Below are 16,914 nucleotides of genomic sequence, written 5' to 3' on the forward strand. Positions count from 1 at the left end.
GTGAGCGGTGTGCTGCCCTGGCGGGCCGCCGGTTGTCAGCCGGTGAACGCCGTCAGGCCGTTCGGGGTGCCGAGACCGGTCGGGCCGTCGTAGCCGCTGGCGCCGCCGCACAGGTAGGACGTGCTGCACGAGCCGTTGGAGCCGCTGGTCACGTCGTTGAGGGCGGACGTGTGACCGTACGGGAACGACGCCGGGGTGGAGCCGGACGACGGGGTGCCCGCGAGCGCGTAGACCGAGGCGATGATCGGCGAGGACACGCTCGTGCCGCCGAAGACCTCCCAGCCGCCGTCACCGCCGTAGGTGTCGTAGACCGCGACACCGGTGCTGGGGTCGGCCACCGCCGAGACGTCGGCCACCGTGCGCTTGGAGCAGCCGGTGTCCGTCTGCCAGCTCGGCTTCGCGTCGTAGGCCGAGCAGCCCGAACCGGAGCCGTCCCACACCGACTCGCTCCAGCCGCGGGAGGAGGAGTCGGACGTCAGCGAGGTGCCGCCGACCGCGGTGACGTACTTCGAGCCCGCCGGGTACTCCACGCCGTAGCCGGAGTCGCCCGCGCTGACCGTGATGGCCACGCCCGGGTGGTTGAAGTACGAGCTGTCGTACGAGGTGTCGGAGGAGGACTCACCGCCGCCGTAGCTGTTGGAGACGTACTTCGCGCCCAGCGACACCGCGGTGTTCACGGAGGTGCCCAGGGCGGTCATGCTCGCGCTGCTCGCCTCCACCAGGAGGATGTGGCACTGCGGGCAGACCGCGCTGACCATGTCCAGGTCGAGGGAGATCTCCTCGGCCCAGCCGGCGTCGGCGCTCGGCAGCGAGGTGGTGCTGCCGCTCTGGCCGACCTTCTTGAAGCAGCCGTTGGCGGTGGTGCACGCCGACAGGCCGTAGGTGGAGCGGTAGGTGGCGAGGTCGGACTCGGCGTTGGGGTCGTCGTAGGCGTCGACGATCGCCACGGTGGCGCCCGAACCGCCGGTGGTCGGCAGGTTGTAGGCGGAGTGCAGGTCGTCCGGGCCGAAGCCGGACGGGTCGGCGGCCGGGCTGACGGCGCCGGTGGAACGGGCCAGGGTGTTCGCCCCGCTGGTGACCTTGACGGCCTGACACGCCATCTGGCCGACGCCCGAGGGGACGGCACACGAGTGGGCGGTGCGCAGCGTGTGCGCGGTCGTGGCGGCCTCGGCCGACGAGGCGAGGGCGAGTCCGGACGCGGCCAGCCCCGCTGCTGCGGTCAGCGCGATGCCGGTACGGAGTGAGAGGGGCTTGAAGTTGCCGAAGGAGAGGCGCAACCGACTTCCTCCTGTGGTGGGGGGTGCTAGGAGTAGTGCGTGCGAAAGCTGTTGCTTCTGTTCGGTTTTGGGAACAGTGGGACGCCCGGCACGTTATTACTGACGAGTCCACGTCAACAAGGGAGCTCTGGTGATCTCCGCTTTACCTTCACCTGGCGGGTACGGGGGCTCCTCATGACCCCCGCGCCGCGCCCTGCCCGGCACCCCGCCGCCGGGCGCCGCGCGGGCAGGGGGATAGTGGAGGGGTGAACACGCCCCCGGCCGCGCCTGAGCACCCCGCGACGTCCACCGAGCAGCCCGACCCGGCCGAGCCCGGCGGACCCGGCGTCGTACGCCGCGGCGACCCCGCGCGCCGCACCGCCTACCGCGCCCTGGCCGTCGCGCTCGCCTGCGGCGTCGTCGGCGCGAGCCTGGTGCTGCTGGCCGCCGGCAAGACCTGGGCCCGCGGCACCGCCTCCTCCGCCGGCCACGCCATGCCCGTGCACGCCAGCGGCAGCCAGATGACCGCGCTCCCCGGCGCCCTCGCGCTGGTCGGGCTCGCCTCGCTGGTGGCGATCTTCGCGGTCCGCCGGATCGGCCGCTACACCGTGGCCGCGCTGCTCACCCTCAGCGGGCTCGGCGCCGCCGCCACCGCGCTCGCCCGCCGCGGCGACCACGGCGCACTCGACTCCGCCGCCGCCACCGCCACCAGCCTCACCCACGCCACCGCCGCCCACACCGCCACCACCGGCTGGCCCTACGTCTCCGTCCTCGGCGGCGTCCTCCTGCTCCTCGCCGGGCTCACCGCCCTGCGCTACGGCTCCCGCTGGCCCGCGATGTCCTCCTCCACGCGCTACGAACGCCCCTCCACCGCCGCCGCCCGCCCGGTCGACCCGGACCGCCCGGAAGACCTCTGGAAAGCCCTCGACCGCGGCGAGGACCCCACCGACTGAATTTTGCCGCCGCTTCGCCTCCGGGCGCTTTAACCCGGTGTCGACGGTCGATCATGCTCGACCCCTCGTTCCTCGGGGTCTCCGCGCTCCCCCAGAGCTTCGCCTGGGAGGGACCCCCATCTTTCGACACCGGCGCGCCCTTCGGCTCACCGGCTACCACGGGTCGGCCGGGAGAAGGTTGGTCGCCCTTGCGTGGAAGCCCCCACCGCACGTGCGCCCGGGGGCCCGGTCGGTGCCCAACTTCCCCCCGGCCCGCCCGTGGTAGCCAGCGAGCCAAAGGGGGCGCCGGTGTCGAAAGGTGGGGGTCCCTCCCAGGCGAAGCTCTGGGGGAACGCGGAGGTTCGCGAGGAACGAGCGAACCGAGCATGATCGACTGTCGACACCGGGTTAAAGCCCCCGGAGGCGAGAGGGCGGCAAAAAAGGGGCCCGTCGGGTGCCCGACACGTAAGAACGGCTCCCACGTGACGGCACCAACCCGTAAGAACGGCTCGCACGTGACGGCGCCACCCCGTAAGTGCGGCTCGCACGTACCGGCACCACCCCCTAAGAACCGCTCCCACGTACGGGTCGGCAGGCAGCAGGTGGGGTGCCCTCTGGCGGCGGGGCGGGTGAAAACGTCACCCCCCGGTGGGGGGAGGTGCGTCCCCACGCGCAACAATGGGGAAGAAGTGGGAGGCGCAGGACGCCCGACCCGACCCCGACTCAGCAGGGAGCACACATGGCGGCACAGCACGGCCACGGACACACCCCAGCCGCCTGGACCGGTGTGATCATCGCGTTCATCGGTAGCTGCCTGGCCGGCGGCTTCATGGTGGCGGCGAACACGGCCGGTTTCTGGCTGGGCATGGCGATCATCGCGGTCGGCGTCGTCGTCGGCGGCGTGATGAAGCTGATGGGCCTCGGCCAGAAGTACGAGCCGATCCAGCGCACCGGCGGCAGCATCGAGAAGCCCGGCGCCCACGCCGGCGTCTGAGCGCGCCGCGCCGGACCCGGCAGGCACGGGACCCGGTCGGCCCAACGGCCGGAACCGGGCGGAGGCCCGGGCCGCAGCCGCCAGAGCTTCGCAGGACCCCGCAGGGCGCAGTGCCCGGACCCGTTCCGCGCGCTGCGCCTTCGTGTGTCCGGGGGCAGAATCGGCGCCGTGACGCACCTGACCTCCCAGGCGCCCCGGGCGCCCCTGGCCGCGGAGCGGGACCGCGCTCCCGGCGCCCGCGGTGTGCTGCGCCGCGCCGCCGTACCGTTCGGGGTGCTCGGCGGGGTCGCGGCGGCGTTCGCGTACGTGGGCTCCGTCGACCCCAACACGCCCGGGCACTATCCGGCCTGCCCGCTGCTGTACTACACGGGCGTGTACTGCCCGGGCTGCGGCGGTCTGCGCGGCGCGTACGCGCTGGCGCACGGCCACCTGCGCACCGCGCTGGGCTGCAACGCGGTGGCCGTCGCCGGATACGCCGTCTTCGCCGTCGTCTGGGTGCTGTGGGCGGTGCGGGCGGTGCGCGGCCGGCCGTTCGACCCGGCGGTGCGGCCGGCCTGGCGGTGGGCGGTCGGCGGGCTCGTGCTGGCTTTCACCGTTGTCCGGAACCTGCCGTTCGGCGCGGCGCTCGCCCCGTGACCTGCGCGGCTGCCCCGAGCGCGTTCGTCCAGGTGGTGGGATCGCGGGCGGCGCGATTCGGGTAGCGTGCCCCCCGCCCGATACCATCGGAGCGCCGGCGGTCAACCGCCACTGGCTTGATCATTTCGCTGCTCGGACCGGCCGGAAGGGGAGTTCTCGCGTGAGTGTGCTCGACGAGATCATCGACGGAGTACGAGCCGACCTCGCCGAGCGACAGGCCCGGGTCTCTCTCGACGACCTCAAGGAGCGCGCGGCCAAGGCGCGGGACGCCCGCGACGGCGTGGCCGTCCTGCGCGGCGAGGGCGTCAAGGTGGTCTGCGAGGTGAAGCGCTCCAGCCCGTCCAAGGGCGCGCTCGCCGCGATCGCGGACCCGGCGGCCCTCGCGGCGGACTACGAGGCCGGGGGCGCCGCGGCGATCAGCGTGCTCACCGAGCAGCGCCGGTTCGGCGGGTCGCTCGCCGACCTGGAGGCGGTCCGGGCGAAGGTCGACACGGCCGTGCTGCGCAAGGACTTCATCGTCACCGCCTACCAGCTGTGGGAGGCGCGCGCCTACGGCGCCGACCTGGCGCTGCTCATCGTCGCCGCGCTCGACCAGCCCGCGCTGGTCTCCCTCGTCGAGCGGGCCGAGTCCATCGGGCTCACCCCGATCGTCGAGGTGCACGACGAGGAAGAGGTGGCGCGGGCGGTCGACGCGGGCGCGCGGATCATCGGGGTCAACGCGCGCAACCTCAAGACGCTCGAGGTCGACCGGAACACCTTCGCGCAGGTCGCGCCGGAGATCCCCGACCACATCGTGAAGGTCGCGGAGTCCGGCGTGCGCGGGCCGCACGACCTGATCGCCTACGCCCACGACGGCGCCGACGCGGTCCTGGTCGGCGAGTCGCTGGTGACCGGGCGCGACCCGCGGACGGCCGTCGCCGACCTCGTCGCCGCCGGCGCGCACCCGGCCCTGCGGCACGGCCGCGACTGACCGTACCGGGGCGGCTCCCGGGCGCGGCTCCACGCGCCGCCCGGCCCGCTAGACTTTCCCCCATGGCCATCGCGCAGCGTCTCGCACCCGGGTGCAAGCCCCGCGGCTGCCGTGCGCCCGCGCGGCGGGTGTTGGGCCGCCGGGTGCGGTACGTCATCGGGTGCGAGCCGGGCCAGGTGAACGGGAGCCGATGGCGCCGCGGCTGAGCCGCGCAGCAGCCGTCCGCCACCTCGCACCGACCACCCCCCAGGGGACACGTATGTCCGACACGCCAGACACGCACACCTTCTTCCTGCCCGACCCGCAGGGCGCCGTGCCCACCGAGGCCGGCTACTTCGGCCCGTTCGGCGGCAAGTTCATCCCGGAGGCGCTGGTCGCCGCCGTGGACGAGGTCGCCGCGGAGTACGAGAAGGCGAAGGCCGACCCGGCCTTCGCCGCCGAACTCGACGACCTGATGGCCAACTACGCCGGCCGCCCGAGCGCGCTCACCGAGGTGCCGCGGTTCGCCGCGCACGCCGGCGGCGCGCGGGTCTTCCTCAAGCGGGAGGACCTCAACCACACCGGCTCGCACAAGATCAACAACGTCCTCGGGCAGACCCTGCTCACCAAGCGCATGGGCAAGACCCGGGTCATCGCGGAGACCGGCGCGGGCCAGCACGGCGTGGCGACGGCCACCGCGTGCGCCCTGTTCGGCCTGGACTGCACCATCTACATGGGCGAGATCGACACCAAGCGCCAGGCGCTGAACGTGGCGCGGATGCGGATGCTCGGCGCCGAGGTGGTCGCGGTCACCTCCGGCAGCCGCACGCTGAAGGACGCGATCAACGAGGCGTTCCGCGACTGGGTCGCGAACGTCGACCGCACCCACTACCTCTTCGGCACGGTGGCCGGCCCGCACCCCTTCCCCGCCCTCGTGCGGGACTTCCACCGGGTGATCGGAGTGGAGGCCAGGCGCCAGCTGCTGGAGCGCGCCGGCCGGCTGCCGGACGCGGCGGTGGCCTGCGTCGGCGGCGGCTCCAACGCGATGGGCCTGTTCCACGCGTTCCTGCCGGACACCTCGGTCCGGCTGGTCGGCTGCGAGCCGGCCGGACACGGCGTGGACACCGGCGAGCACGCGGCGACCCTGACCGTCGGCGAGCCCGGCATCCTGCACGGCTCCCGGTCGTACGTCCTCCAGGACGACGAGGGGCAGATCACCGAGCCGTACTCGATCTCGGCCGGCCTGGACTACCCGGGGGTCGGCCCCGAGCACTCCTACCTCAAGGACACCGGCCGCGCCGAGTACCGCGCCGTCACCGACGACGCGGCGATGCAGGCGCTGCGGCTGCTGTCCGAGACCGAGGGCATCATCCCCGCGATCGAGAGCGCCCACGCGCTCGCCGGCGCCCTGGAGATCGGCCGCGAGCTGGGCCCCGACGGCCTGGTCCTGGTCAACCTCTCCGGCCGAGGCGACAAGGACATGGACACCGCCGCCCGCTACTTCGGGCTCTACGACGAGGGGGACGCGAAGTGAGCGGCACCATCACGCTGCTGGAACAGACCATCGCCGACGCCCGCGCCGAGCAGCGCGCCGCACTCGTCGCCTACCTGCCGGCCGGGTTCCCGACCGTCGACGGCGGCATCGAGGCGGTCAAGGCGGCATTCGAGGGCGGCGCCGACATCGTCGAGGTCGGGCTGCCGCACAGCGACCCCGTGCTGGACGGGCCGGTCATCCAGACCGCCGACGACATCGCGCTCAACAAGAACCACGTCCGTATCGCCGACGTGCTGCGCACCGTGCGCGAGGGCCACGCGGCCAGCGGCAAGCCGGTGCTGGTCATGACGTACTGGAACCCGGTCGACCGGTACGGCGTCGAGCGGTTCGCCGCCGAGCTGGCCGACGCGGGCGGGGCCGGCTGCATCCTGCCGGACCTGCCGGTGGAGGAGTCCGAGACGTGGCGGAAGGCGGCGCAGGCGCACGGGCTGGCCACCGTCTTCGTCGTCGCGCCCTCCAGCCGCGATGAGCGGCTGGCGCGGATCACCGCGGCCGGCAGCGGCTTCGTCTACGCGGCCTCCCTCATGGGGGTCACCGGCACCCGGGCGAGCGTCGGCGAGCAGGCGGCCGGGCTGGTCGCCCGCACCCGCGCGACCACCGACCTGCCCGTCTGCGTCGGGCTCGGCGTCTCCAACGCCGAGCAGGCCGCCGAGGTGGCCGGCTTCGCCGACGGCGTGATCGTCGGCTCCGCGTTCGTCAAGCGGCTCCTCGACCACCCCGACCTTGCCGACGGCCTCGCCGCCGTCCGCGCCCTCGCCGCCGACCTGGCGCAGGGCGTCCGCCGCGCCCCCTGACCCACTTACCGGGTGCGCCCCGCAGGGGCGCACCCCAGGGGCGCGGGGAACTGCGCGCGCAACCCCCCACCGGCAGGTGGTCCGGGAACCGGGCAGCAGGGGCACCCCAAGCGGACCGGCACCACGGGCTACCCGTGCATACCCAGGGGCGCGGGGAACGGCGCGACCTGCCACCCACCCACCGCAAGGTCCCGGCACAGCGTCCGGGGGCACCCGGGCGGGTCCCCTCACCCTTACGTGCAGAAAAAGTCACCCGGGCGGGCGAAAAACCCCCACGGCGCGAGCCAAGCGCAGCGCCCCCCCGGTTGGTACGACGTGAGCGAGAAGAACCGGAACGGAAAGACCAGCGCGCGTCAGGCGCTTCAGGCGCAACGCGAGCGGGACAAGGCCAGGGCCAAGCGGAAGCGCACCCTGACGGTGGCGGGAGCCGTGGTGGTCGTACTGGCCGCGGCCGCCGGGATCTCCATCGCGGTGGCCGACCACAGCGGCAGCAAGAGCAGCTCCGGCGACTCCGCGGGCACCGTGACGGCCCCGCGCGGCGCGACCGGCAAGGACAACCTGGTGATCCCGGTCGGCGCGGCCGACGCGCCGTCCACGCTGACCGTCTACGAGGACTTCCGCTGCCCGGCGTGCGACGAGTTCGAGAAGACCTTCACGCCGACCATCCACAGCCTGGAGGACAGCGGCGCGCTGCGCACCGAGTACCACCTGGTCACCCTCATCGACGGCAACCTCGGCGGCACCGGCTCGCTCAACGCGGGCAACGCGGCCGCCTGCGCCCAGGACCAGGGCAAGTTCCGCGCCTACCACGACGTGCTGTACGACAACCAGCCCGACGAGCAGGACGACAAGTTCGGCACCAAGTCGACCCTGCTCACCCTGGCGGGCAAGGTGCCGGGCCTGAAGAACGCCGCCTTCACCGCCTGTGTGGACAACGGCACCCACAACGCCTGGGTGAAGAAGTCGAACGACGCGTTCAACACCGCCGGCTACAACTCCACCCCGACGGTGCTGCTCAACGGCAAGAGCATCTACGGCACCACCGCGCTGACCCCGGCCTCGCTCAAGCAGATGGTCCAGTCCGCGAACAAGGGCAAGAAGCCGGGCACGGTCACCGCGACGCCCAGCCCGTCCTGACCCGCCCCGACCCGTCCTGACCCGGACACGGACGGCGACCGGAGGTAGGACGTTATCCAGACGTAGCCGGGTGGGTTGCCGGATCACCCGCCCGGCACGGTAGCGTCGGCAGTGCCATGGAACTCGCATACATTCCCAGCCCGTCGCGCGGAGTCATCCACCTCGGACCGATCCCGCTGCGTGGCTACGCGTTCTGCATCATCATCGGTGTCTTCGTGGCCGTCTGGCTCGGGAACAAGCGGTGGATCGCCCGCGGCGGCAAGCGGGAGACCGTCGCGGACATCGCGGTGTGGGCGGTGCCCTTCGGCCTGGTCGGCGGCCGTCTGTACCACGTGATCACCGACTACGAGCTGTACTTCACCGGCGGCAACGACTGGGTGAACGCCTTCAAGGTGTGGGACGGCGGCCTGGGCATCTGGGGCGCGATCGCGCTCGGCGCCCTGGGCGCGTGGATCGGCTGCCGCCGGCGCGGCATCGCCCTGCCCGCCTACGCCGACGCGATCGCCCCGGGCATCGCCTTCGCCCAGGCCATCGGCCGCTGGGGCAACTGGTTCAACCAGGAGCTGTACGGCAACCACACCAGCCTGCCGTGGGGCCTGAAGATCACCAGCACCGCGGGCGACCGGGTGCCGGGCATCTACCAGCCGACGTTCCTGTACGAGTGCCTGTGGTGCATCGGTGTCGGGTTCCTGGTGATCTGGGCCGACCGGCGCTTCCGACTCGGCCACGGCCGCGCCTTCGCGCTCTACGTGGCGTCGTACTGCGTGGGCCGCGGCTGGATCGAGCACATGCGCTCGGACTACGCGCACCACATCCTGGGACTGCGTCTCAACGACTGGACGGCGATGGTCGTCTTCCTCGCCGCGGTGCTCTACATGGTGCTCTCGGCGCGGATGCGGCCCGGCCGGGAGGCCGTTGTCGAGCCCGGCGCCGAGCCGGTGGCCGACCCGTCCGGTGCGGCCGGCCCCGACGAGGCCGCCGACCCGGTCCACACCGCCGAGACCGTCGACGCGCCGGACGTGCCCGGTGGCTCCGGCCAGGACGGGACGCCCGGCGCCCATGCGCCGACCGAGGCCGCCGACGCGGGTGCCGCCCCCTCGGGCGCGGCCTCCGAGCCGTCCTCCTGAACGCCGTCTGACCTCTTCCCTCCCGTTCCCTCCCGCCCCCGCCGGTCGCCCTACTGAGTAGCGAAACCGCAGGTCAGGGCAGCCTTCCCTTGCTGGCGGCGACCCGGAATGCCGCGTACGGTCGAAGCGTTGGCCAGATGTGCGCGGGTCGCTGGGGCGCCCGGGGGAGGGGTAGGACATGACGACGGCCGCTGTGGAGCCGACCGGTACGGCGACGCCGTACGAGGTGTCCGAACCCGCCGAGCACAGCCACCGCGACGTCAGCGGCGGCTGGCTGCGGCCCGCGGTGTTCGGCGCGATGGACGGCCTGGTGTCGAACTTCGCCCTGATGACGGGCGTCGCCGGCGGTGACGTCAGCTCGCGGACCGTGGTGGTGACCGGACTGGCCGGGCTGGCCGCGGGCGCGTTCTCGATGGCGGCCGGCGAGTACACCTCGGTCGCCTCGCAGCGCGACCTGGTCCGGGCCGAGCTGGCGGTCGAGCGGACCGAGCTGGACCGCCACCCCGAGGCGGAGCTGCGCGAGCTGGCCGCACGCTACGTGGCGCGCGGGGTGGAGCCGGAGCTCGCCCACGAGGTCGCCCGGCAGCTGTCCGCCGACCCGGAGCAGGCGCTGGAGATCCACGCCCGCGAGGAACTGGGCGTCGACCCCGCCGACCTGCCGTCGCCGCTGGTCGCGGCGGCCTCGTCGTTCGTGTGCTTCGCGCTGGGCGCGCTGCTGCCGGTGCTGCCGTACCTGCTGGGTGCGACCGCGCTGTGGCCGGCGGTGGTACTGGTGCTGGTCGGCCTGTTCGGCTGCGGCGCGGCGGTGGCCGGGGTGACCGCGCGGTCGTGGTGGTTCGGCGGGCTGCGGCAGCTGGCGCTGGGCGCGGCCGCGGGCGGCGTCACCTTCGGGCTGGGCGCCCTGATCGGCTCCGCGGTCGCCTGACGACCTGCGCAAACAGATACTCGCCGAGGCCGTCCGACCCCTCTTGACGGGCGGCCTTACCATCGAAGTACGGGCCGCGCAGGCGGTTCGTCGGAAACTTCTGTTTCCCCTTCGTTTCAGCGCAGGCCGCACGGGGCATCAGTCGGTAACGCAACCGGCAGAGCTTTCCCCCAAGGCTCGTCGAGCCGTGTCCGGGCACCCCCGCTCGCGGCGCCGGAATCGTCCGTACCACCCCCCGCGGCACGACGCTGGCCTGAAGTAGCTGTTCCACCCGGCCGGACCCACCTTGTACGTCCACATGATGGAATCGAGTATCCACTTCTCGAACACTCGTCCATCATGTAACCTGCACGAAATCGCAGAGGGCCAACGTCGTCCCTGTTGCGCATGCCCGATAACGGGCGATGCATATCAGCCACATGACGACGACGGGAGAGCCATGCGTTCGCGTTCCGCGTTCATGGACGGGCGCCCCGCCCCGCAGGGGATGTACGATCCCCGCCACGAGCACGACGCCTGCGGCGTCGGCTTTGTCGCCACGCTCAGTGGCGAGGCGAGCCATCAGCTCGTCCAGCAGGCCCTGACCGTCCTGCGCAACCTGGAACACCGCGGCGCCACCGGGGCCGAGCCGGACTCCGGCGACGGCGCCGGCATCCTGCTCCAGATCCCCGACGCTTTCCTGCGCTCCGTCGTCGACTTCGAGCTGCCCGCCGCCGGCCACTACGCCGCCGGCCTCGCCTTCCTGCCCACCGAGCCCGACGACCGCACCAAGGCCGTCGACGCCATCGAGCGGATCGCCGCCGAAGAGGGCCTGACCGTCCTGGGCTGGCGCGAGACGCCGACCGACCCCGACCTGCTCGGGGCCACCGCCCGCTCCACCATGCCGCACTTCGCGCAGCTCTTCGTCGCCGACCAGGCCACCGGGCGCGCCGGCATCGAGCTGGACCGCCCCGCGTTCGTGCTGCGCAAGCGCGCCGAGCGCGAGGCCGACGTGTACTTCCCGTCGCTGTCGGCCCGCACCATCGTCTACAAGGGCATGCTCACCACCGGGCAGCTGGAGCCGTTCTTCCCGGACCTGTCCGACGAGCGCTTCGCCACCGCCATCGCCCTGGTCCACTCGCGGTTCTCCACCAACACCTTCCCGAGCTGGCCGCTCGCCCACCCCTACCGGTTCGTCGCGCACAACGGCGAGATCAACACCGTCAAGGGCAACCGGAACTGGATGCGGGCCCGCGAGTCGCAGCTGGCCAGCGAGCTGCTCGCCGGCGCCGCCGCCTCCACCGACCTGGAGCGGATCTTCCCGATCTGCACCCCCGGCGCCTCCGACACCGCGTCCTTCGACGAGGTGCTGGAACTGCTGCACCTCGGCGGCCGCTCGCTGCCGCACAGCGTGCTGATGATGATCCCCGAGGCGTGGGAGAACCACACCTCGATGGACCCGGCCCGCCGCGCCTTCTACCGCTACCACTCCACGCTGATGGAGCCCTGGGACGGCCCGGCCTGCGTCACCTTCACCGACGGCACCGTCGCCGGCGCGGTCCTGGACCGCAACGGGCTGCGCCCGGGCCGCTACTGGGTGACCGACGACGGCCTGGTGGTGCTCGCCTCCGAGTCCGGCGTGCTGCACGACATCGCGCCGGAGAAGGTCGTCCGCAAGGGCCGGCTCCAGCCGGGCCGGATGTTCCTGGTCGACACCGCCTCGCACCGCATCGTCGAGGACGACGAGATCAAGGCTGAGATCGCCGCCCAGAACCCGTACGCGGACTGGCTGGACGCCGGGCTGATCGAGCTGGCCGACCTGCCCGAGCGCGAGCACATCGTGCACACCCACGCCTCGGTCACCCGCCGCCAGCAGACCTTCGGCTACACCGAGGAGGAGCTGCGGGTCCTGCTCGCGCCGATGGCGCGCACCGGCGCGGAGCCGATCGGCTCGATGGGCACCGACTCGCCGATCGCCGCCCTGTCCAACCGGCCGCGGCTGCTCTTCGACTACTTCACCCAGCTCTTCGCGCAGGTCACCAACCCGCCGCTGGACGCCATCCGCGAGGAACTGGTCACCTCGCTGATCTCCACCATCGGCCCGTCCGGGAACCTGCTGGAGCCCAGCCCGGCCTCCTGTCGCAACATCACCCTGCCCTTCCCGGTGATCGACAACGACGAGCTGGCCAAGCTCATCCACGTCAACGCCGACGGCGACCTGCCCGGCCTGAAGGCCGCCACGCTCTCCGGCCTGTACCGGGTGGCGGACGGCGGCGAGGCGCTCGCCGCGCGCCTGGCGGAGATCTGCGCCGAGGCCGACGCCGCCATAGAGGACGGCGCCCGCCTGATCGTGCTCTCCGACCGGCACTCCGACGCCGAGCACGCCCCGATCCCGTCGCTGCTGCTGACCTCCGCGGTGCACCACCACCTGATCCGCACCAAGCAGCGCACCCAGGTCGGCCTGATCGTCGAGGCCGGCGACGTCCGCGAGGTGCACCACGTCGCGCTGCTGATCGGCTACGGCGCCGCGGCCGTCAACCCGTACCTGGCGATGGAGTCCGTCGAGGACCTGGTCCGGGCCGGCACCTTCCTGCCCGGCGTCGACGCCGACACCGCGATCCGCAACCTCATCAAGGCGCTCGGCAAGGGCGTGCTGAAGGTGATGTCCAAGATGGGCATCTCCACCGTGGCCTCCTACCGCGGCGCGCAGGTCTTCGAGGCGATCGGCCTGGACGCGGAGTTCGTCGACACCTACTTCCACCTCACCGACACCAAGATCGGCGGGGCGGGCATCGACGTCATCGCGCGCGAGGTCGCCGCCCGGCACGCCAAGGCGTACCCGGTCTCCGGCATCCCCGCCGCGCACCGCCGGCTGGAGATCGGCGGCGAGTACCAGTGGCGCCGCGAGGGCGAGCCGCACCTGTTCGACCCGGACACCGTCTTCCGGCTCCAGCACGCCACCCGCAGCCGCCGCTACGACATCTTCAAGCAGTACACCTCGCGGGTGAACGAGCAGTCCGAGCGGCTGATGACGCTGCGCGGCCTGTTCGGCCTCAAGCACGACCGCCCGGCCATCCCGATCGACGAGGTCGAGCCGGTCAGCGAGATCGTCCGGAGGTTCTCCACCGGCGCCATGTCGTACGGCTCGATCTCCCGCGAGGCGCACGAGACGCTGGCCATCGCGATGAACCAGCTCGGCGGCAAGTCCAACACCGGCGAGGGCGGCGAGGACCCGGAGCGGCTGTACGACCCGGCCCGGCGCAGCGCGATCAAGCAGGTCGCCTCCGGCCGGTTCGGCGTCACCTCCGAGTACCTGGTCAACGCCGACGACATCCAGATCAAGATGGCGCAGGGCGCCAAGCCCGGCGAGGGCGGCCAGCTGCCCGGCCACAAGGTGTACCCGTGGATCGCCGGCACCCGGCACTCCACGGCGGGCGTCGGCCTGATCTCGCCGCCCCCGCACCACGACATCTACTCCATCGAGGACCTCGCCCAGCTCATCCACGACCTGAAGAACGCCAACCCCCGGGCCCGCGTGCACGTCAAGCTGGTCTCCGAGGTCGGCGTCGGCACGGTCGCCGCGGGTGTGTCCAAGGCACACGCCGACGTGGTGCTGATCTCCGGGCACGACGGCGGCACCGGCGCCTCCCCGCTCACCTCGCTGAAGCACGCGGGCGGCCCCTGGGAGCTCGGCCTGGCCGAGACCCAGCAGACGCTGCTGCTCAACGGGTTGCGGGACCGGATCGTGGTGCAGACCGACGGCCAGCTCAAGACCGGCCGGGACGTGGTGATCGCGGCGCTGCTGGGCGCCGAGGAGTTCGGCTTCGCCACCGCGCCGCTGGTCGTCTCCGGCTGCGTCATGATGCGGGTGTGCCACCTGGACACCTGCCCGGTGGGCGTCGCCACCCAGAACCCGGTGCTGCGCGACCGGTTCTCCGGCAAGCCGGAGTTCGTGGTGAACTTCTTCGAGTTCATCGCCGAGGAGGTCCGGGAGATCCTCGCCGAGCTGGGCTTCCGCACCATCGAGGAGGCTGTCGGCCACGCCGAGCTGATCGACGCCGGCCGCGCGGTGGAGCACTGGAAGGCGCAGGGCCTGGACCTGGCCCCGCTGCTGTACGTGCCGGAGCTGCCCGAGGGCGCGGCGCTGCACCGCACCACCGGCCAGGACCACGGCCTGGAGCGCGCGCTCGACAACGAGCTGATCCGGCTCGCCGCCGACGCGCTGGAGTCCGGCGCCCCGGTCCGCGCCCAGGTGCCGATCCGCAACGTCAACCGCACGGTGGGCACCATGCTCGGCCACGAGGTGACGAAGAAGTACGGCGGCGCGGGCCTGCCGCCGGACACCATCGACATCACCTTCACCGGGTCGGCCGGGCAGTCCTTCGGCGCGTTCGTGCCGCGGGGCGTCACGCTGCGGCTGGAGGGCGACGCCAACGACTACGTCGGCAAGGGCCTGTCCGGCGGCCGGGTGATCGTCCGCCCGGACCGCGGCGCGGACCACCTCGCGGAGGAGTCCACCATCGCGGGCAACACCATCGCCTACGGCGCGACCGGCGGCGAGCTGTTCCTGCGCGGGCGCACCGGTGAGCGGTTCTGCGTGCGCAACTCCGGTGCGACGGTGGTGGCCGAGGGTGTCGGCGACCACGGCTGCGAGTACATGACCGGCGGACGGGCCGTGGTGCTCGGCGCCACCGGCCGGAACTTCGCGGCCGGCATGTCCGGCGGCATCGCCTACCTGCTGGACCTGGACCCCGAGCGCGTCAACCCCGGGATGGTCGAGGTCGAGCAGCTGACCGCCGACGACATCACGTGGCTGCACGACGTGGTGCGCCGCCACTTCGAGGAGACCGGTTCCACCGTCGCCGAGCGGCTGCTCGCCGACTGGGGCGGTGCCCTCACCCGCTTCGGCAAGGTCATGCCGAGGGACTACAAGGCAGTGCTCGCCGCCAAGAACGCCGCCGAGCTGGCCGGACTCTCGGAGTCCGAGACGACCGCGAAGATGATGGAGGCGGCAAATGGCTGACCCCAAGGGCTTCCTCACCACCCCGCGTGAGAACAACCCGACCCGCTCGGTCGAGGAGCGCAAGCAGGACTGGAAAGAGGTCTACGTCCCCGGCGGGCTGCTGCCGATCGTCAGCAAGCAGGCCGGCCGCTGCATGGACTGCGGCATCCCGTTCTGCCACCAGGGCTGCCCGCTGGGCAACCTGATCCCGGAGTGGAACGACTACGCCTACCGCGAGGACTGGACCGCCGCGTCCGAGCGGCTGCACGCCACCAACAACTTCCCGGAGTTCACCGGGCGGCTGTGCCCGGCGCCGTGCGAGTCCGCGTGCGTGCTCGGCATCAACCAGCCGCCGGTGACGATCAAGAACGTCGAAGTCAGCATCATCGACAAGGCGTGGGACAACGGCGACGTGACGCCGCAGCCGCCGGAGCGGCTGTCCGGCAAGACCGTCGCGGTGATCGGCTCGGGCCCCTCGGGCCTGGCCGCCGCCCAGCAGCTCACCCGGGCCGGCCACACCGTCGCGGTCTACGAGCGGGCCGACCGGATCGGCGGGCTGCTGCGGTACGGCATCCCCGAGTTCAAGATGGAGAAGCGGCACATCAACCGCCGCATCGAGCAGATGCGCGCGGAGGGCACCAAGTTCCGCACCGGGGTGCAGATCGGCACCGACCTCGACGGCGCGAAGCTGGTCCGGCGGTACGACGCGGTGGTCATCGCGGCCGGCGCCACCCAGTGGCGTGACCTGCCGGTCGAGGGCCGCGAACTGACCGGCGTGTACCAGGCGATGGAGTACCTGCCGCTGGCGAACAAGGTGCAGGAGGGCGACTTCGTCACCCCGCCGATCAGCGCCGAGGGCAAGCACGTGGTGGTCATCGGCGGCGGCGACACCGGCGCGGACTGCGTCGGCACCGCGCACCGGCAGGGCGCGCTGTCCGTCACCCAGCTGGAGATCATGCCGCGGCCGTCCGACGAGCGGCCCGCGCACCAGCCGTGGCCGACGATGCCGATGGTCTACAAGGTCACCTCCGCGCACGAGGAGGGCGGCGAGCGGGTCTACGCGGTCAACACCGTGCGGTTCACCGGCGACGCCGACGGGCACGTGCGCGAACTGCACCTGGTCGAGGTGGTCTTCCAGGACGGCAGGTTCGTGCCGCAGGAGGGCACCGAGCGGGTCATCCCGGCCGACCTGGTCACCCTCGCGATGGGCTTCACCGGCACCGACCAGAAGAACGGGCTGATCGAGCAGATCGGGCTGGAGTTGGACGCGCGCGGCAACATCGCGCGGGACGCCTCCTACGCGACCAACGTCGACGGCGTGTTCGTCGCCGGCGACGCCGGCCGCGGCCAGTCGCTGATCGTCTGGGCGATCGCCGAGGGGCGCTCCGCGGCGAAGGCCGTCGACGCCTACCTCACCGGGGTGCCCTCGGCGCTGCCCGCGCCGATCCGCCCGACCGACCGGCCGCTCACCGTCTGACCGGTCACCGGCCGACCTGATCGGCCGCACCGCCGGGTCCCGCCCGGCACCCGAGATGTCCCGCACAACGGCGTGCGGTACGCAGCAACACCCGCAACGCTCGCCACTCCCCGACCAAGGAGGCGGGCGTTGTGGCTTTTCCGGGACCTTC

General features: G+C 72.5%; 13 protein-coding genes. 12 read left to right on the forward strand and 1 reads right to left on the reverse strand.

What is annotated here, in order from left to right; all coding sequences use genetic code 11:
• Window positions 1–35 precede the first annotated feature (35 nt).
• Complete coding sequence (locus AC3ERT_RS06820; RefSeq protein WP_435133074.1) at window positions 36–1,277, reverse strand: S53 family peptidase; 1,242 nt, start codon at window positions 1,275–1,277, stop codon at window positions 36–38.
• Window positions 1,278–1,522: 245 nt separating this feature from the next.
• Here AC3ERT_RS06820 and AC3ERT_RS06825 point away from each other — a divergent pair, with 245 nt between their 5' ends.
• The 12 genes from AC3ERT_RS06825 (at window position 1,523) to AC3ERT_RS06880 (ending at window position 16,763) form a co-directional block, all read left to right on the forward strand.
• On the forward strand, window positions 1,523–2,209 hold the full coding sequence (locus AC3ERT_RS06825) for a TIGR02234 family membrane protein (RefSeq protein WP_435173183.1): 687 nt from the start codon (window positions 1,523–1,525) through the stop codon (window positions 2,207–2,209).
• Window positions 2,210–2,927: 718 nt separating this feature from the next.
• Window positions 2,928–3,182 carry an HGxxPAAW family protein gene (locus AC3ERT_RS06830; protein WP_335973673.1) on the forward strand — a complete coding sequence of 85 codons (255 nt, stop codon included), beginning with the start codon at window positions 2,928–2,930 and terminating at the stop codon, window positions 3,180–3,182.
• Window positions 3,183–3,359: 177 nt separating this feature from the next.
• On the forward strand, window positions 3,360–3,818 hold the full coding sequence (locus tag AC3ERT_RS06835) for a DUF2752 domain-containing protein (protein ID WP_435133281.1): 459 nt from the start codon (window positions 3,360–3,362) through the stop codon (window positions 3,816–3,818).
• A gap of 160 nt (window positions 3,819–3,978) precedes the next feature.
• Complete coding sequence (gene trpC, locus AC3ERT_RS06840) at window positions 3,979–4,788, forward strand: indole-3-glycerol phosphate synthase TrpC (protein WP_435173185.1); 810 nt, start codon at window positions 3,979–3,981, stop codon at window positions 4,786–4,788.
• Complete coding sequence (gene trpM / locus AC3ERT_RS06845; RefSeq protein WP_435173229.1) at window positions 4,785–4,994, forward strand: tryptophan biosynthesis modulator TrpM; 210 nt, start codon at window positions 4,785–4,787, stop codon at window positions 4,992–4,994. Before trpC ends, trpM begins: the two co-directional genes overlap by 4 nt.
• A gap of 53 nt (window positions 4,995–5,047) precedes the next feature.
• A complete protein-coding gene (gene trpB / locus AC3ERT_RS06850; RefSeq protein WP_435173186.1) occupies window positions 5,048–6,301 on the forward strand; it encodes a tryptophan synthase subunit beta in 1,254 nt (417 codons plus the stop codon).
• Window positions 6,298–7,116 (forward strand): tryptophan synthase subunit alpha, encoded by an 819-nt coding sequence (trpA, locus tag AC3ERT_RS06855; protein ID WP_335973662.1) that lies wholly within the window; start codon window positions 6,298–6,300, stop codon window positions 7,114–7,116. Before trpB ends, trpA begins: the two co-directional genes overlap by 4 nt.
• A 315-nt stretch (window positions 7,117–7,431) precedes the next feature.
• Window positions 7,432–8,253 (forward strand): DsbA family protein, encoded by an 822-nt coding sequence (locus AC3ERT_RS06860; RefSeq protein WP_335973657.1) that lies wholly within the window; start codon window positions 7,432–7,434, stop codon window positions 8,251–8,253.
• Between the two features lie 116 nt (window positions 8,254–8,369).
• A complete protein-coding gene (gene lgt / locus AC3ERT_RS06865; protein WP_435173188.1) occupies window positions 8,370–9,380 on the forward strand; it encodes a prolipoprotein diacylglyceryl transferase in 1,011 nt (336 codons plus the stop codon).
• Window positions 9,381–9,558: 178 nt separating this feature from the next.
• Window positions 9,559–10,305, forward strand: coding sequence for a VIT1/CCC1 transporter family protein (locus tag AC3ERT_RS06870; RefSeq protein WP_335973655.1), 747 nt, complete (start codon window positions 9,559–9,561; stop codon window positions 10,303–10,305).
• A 439-nt stretch (window positions 10,306–10,744) separates the two neighbouring features.
• On the forward strand, window positions 10,745–15,307 hold the full coding sequence (gene gltB / locus AC3ERT_RS06875) for a glutamate synthase large subunit (protein WP_435173190.1): 4,563 nt from the start codon (window positions 10,745–10,747) through the stop codon (window positions 15,305–15,307).
• Entirely contained in the window at window positions 15,300–16,763 is a 1,464-nt protein-coding gene (locus tag AC3ERT_RS06880; protein WP_335973647.1) for a glutamate synthase subunit beta, read from the forward strand. Before gltB ends, AC3ERT_RS06880 begins: the two co-directional genes overlap by 8 nt.
• The last annotated feature ends 151 nt before the right edge of the window (window positions 16,764–16,914 follow it).

This window comes from Actinacidiphila sp. bgisy145 (genome assembly GCF_057708125.1).

What these genes read in the sequence shown, in the direction of transcription:
- lgt (WP_435173188.1), top strand. Translation starts at nt 8,370, where the DNA reads ATGGAACTCGCATACATTCCCAGCCCGTCGCGCGGAGTCATCCACCTC.
- trpB (WP_435173186.1), top strand. Translation starts at nt 5,048, where the DNA reads ATGTCCGACACGCCAGACACGCACACCTTCTTCCTGCCCGACCCGCAG.
- gltB (WP_435173190.1), top strand. Translation starts at nt 10,745, where the DNA reads ATGCGTTCGCGTTCCGCGTTCATGGACGGGCGCCCCGCCCCGCAGGGG.
- AC3ERT_RS06880 (WP_335973647.1), top strand. Translation starts at nt 15,300, where the DNA reads ATGGCTGACCCCAAGGGCTTCCTCACCACCCCGCGTGAGAACAACCCG.
- AC3ERT_RS06870 (WP_335973655.1), top strand. Translation starts at nt 9,559, where the DNA reads ATGACGACGGCCGCTGTGGAGCCGACCGGTACGGCGACGCCGTACGAG.
- AC3ERT_RS06830 (WP_335973673.1), top strand. Translation starts at nt 2,928, where the DNA reads ATGGCGGCACAGCACGGCCACGGACACACCCCAGCCGCCTGGACCGGT.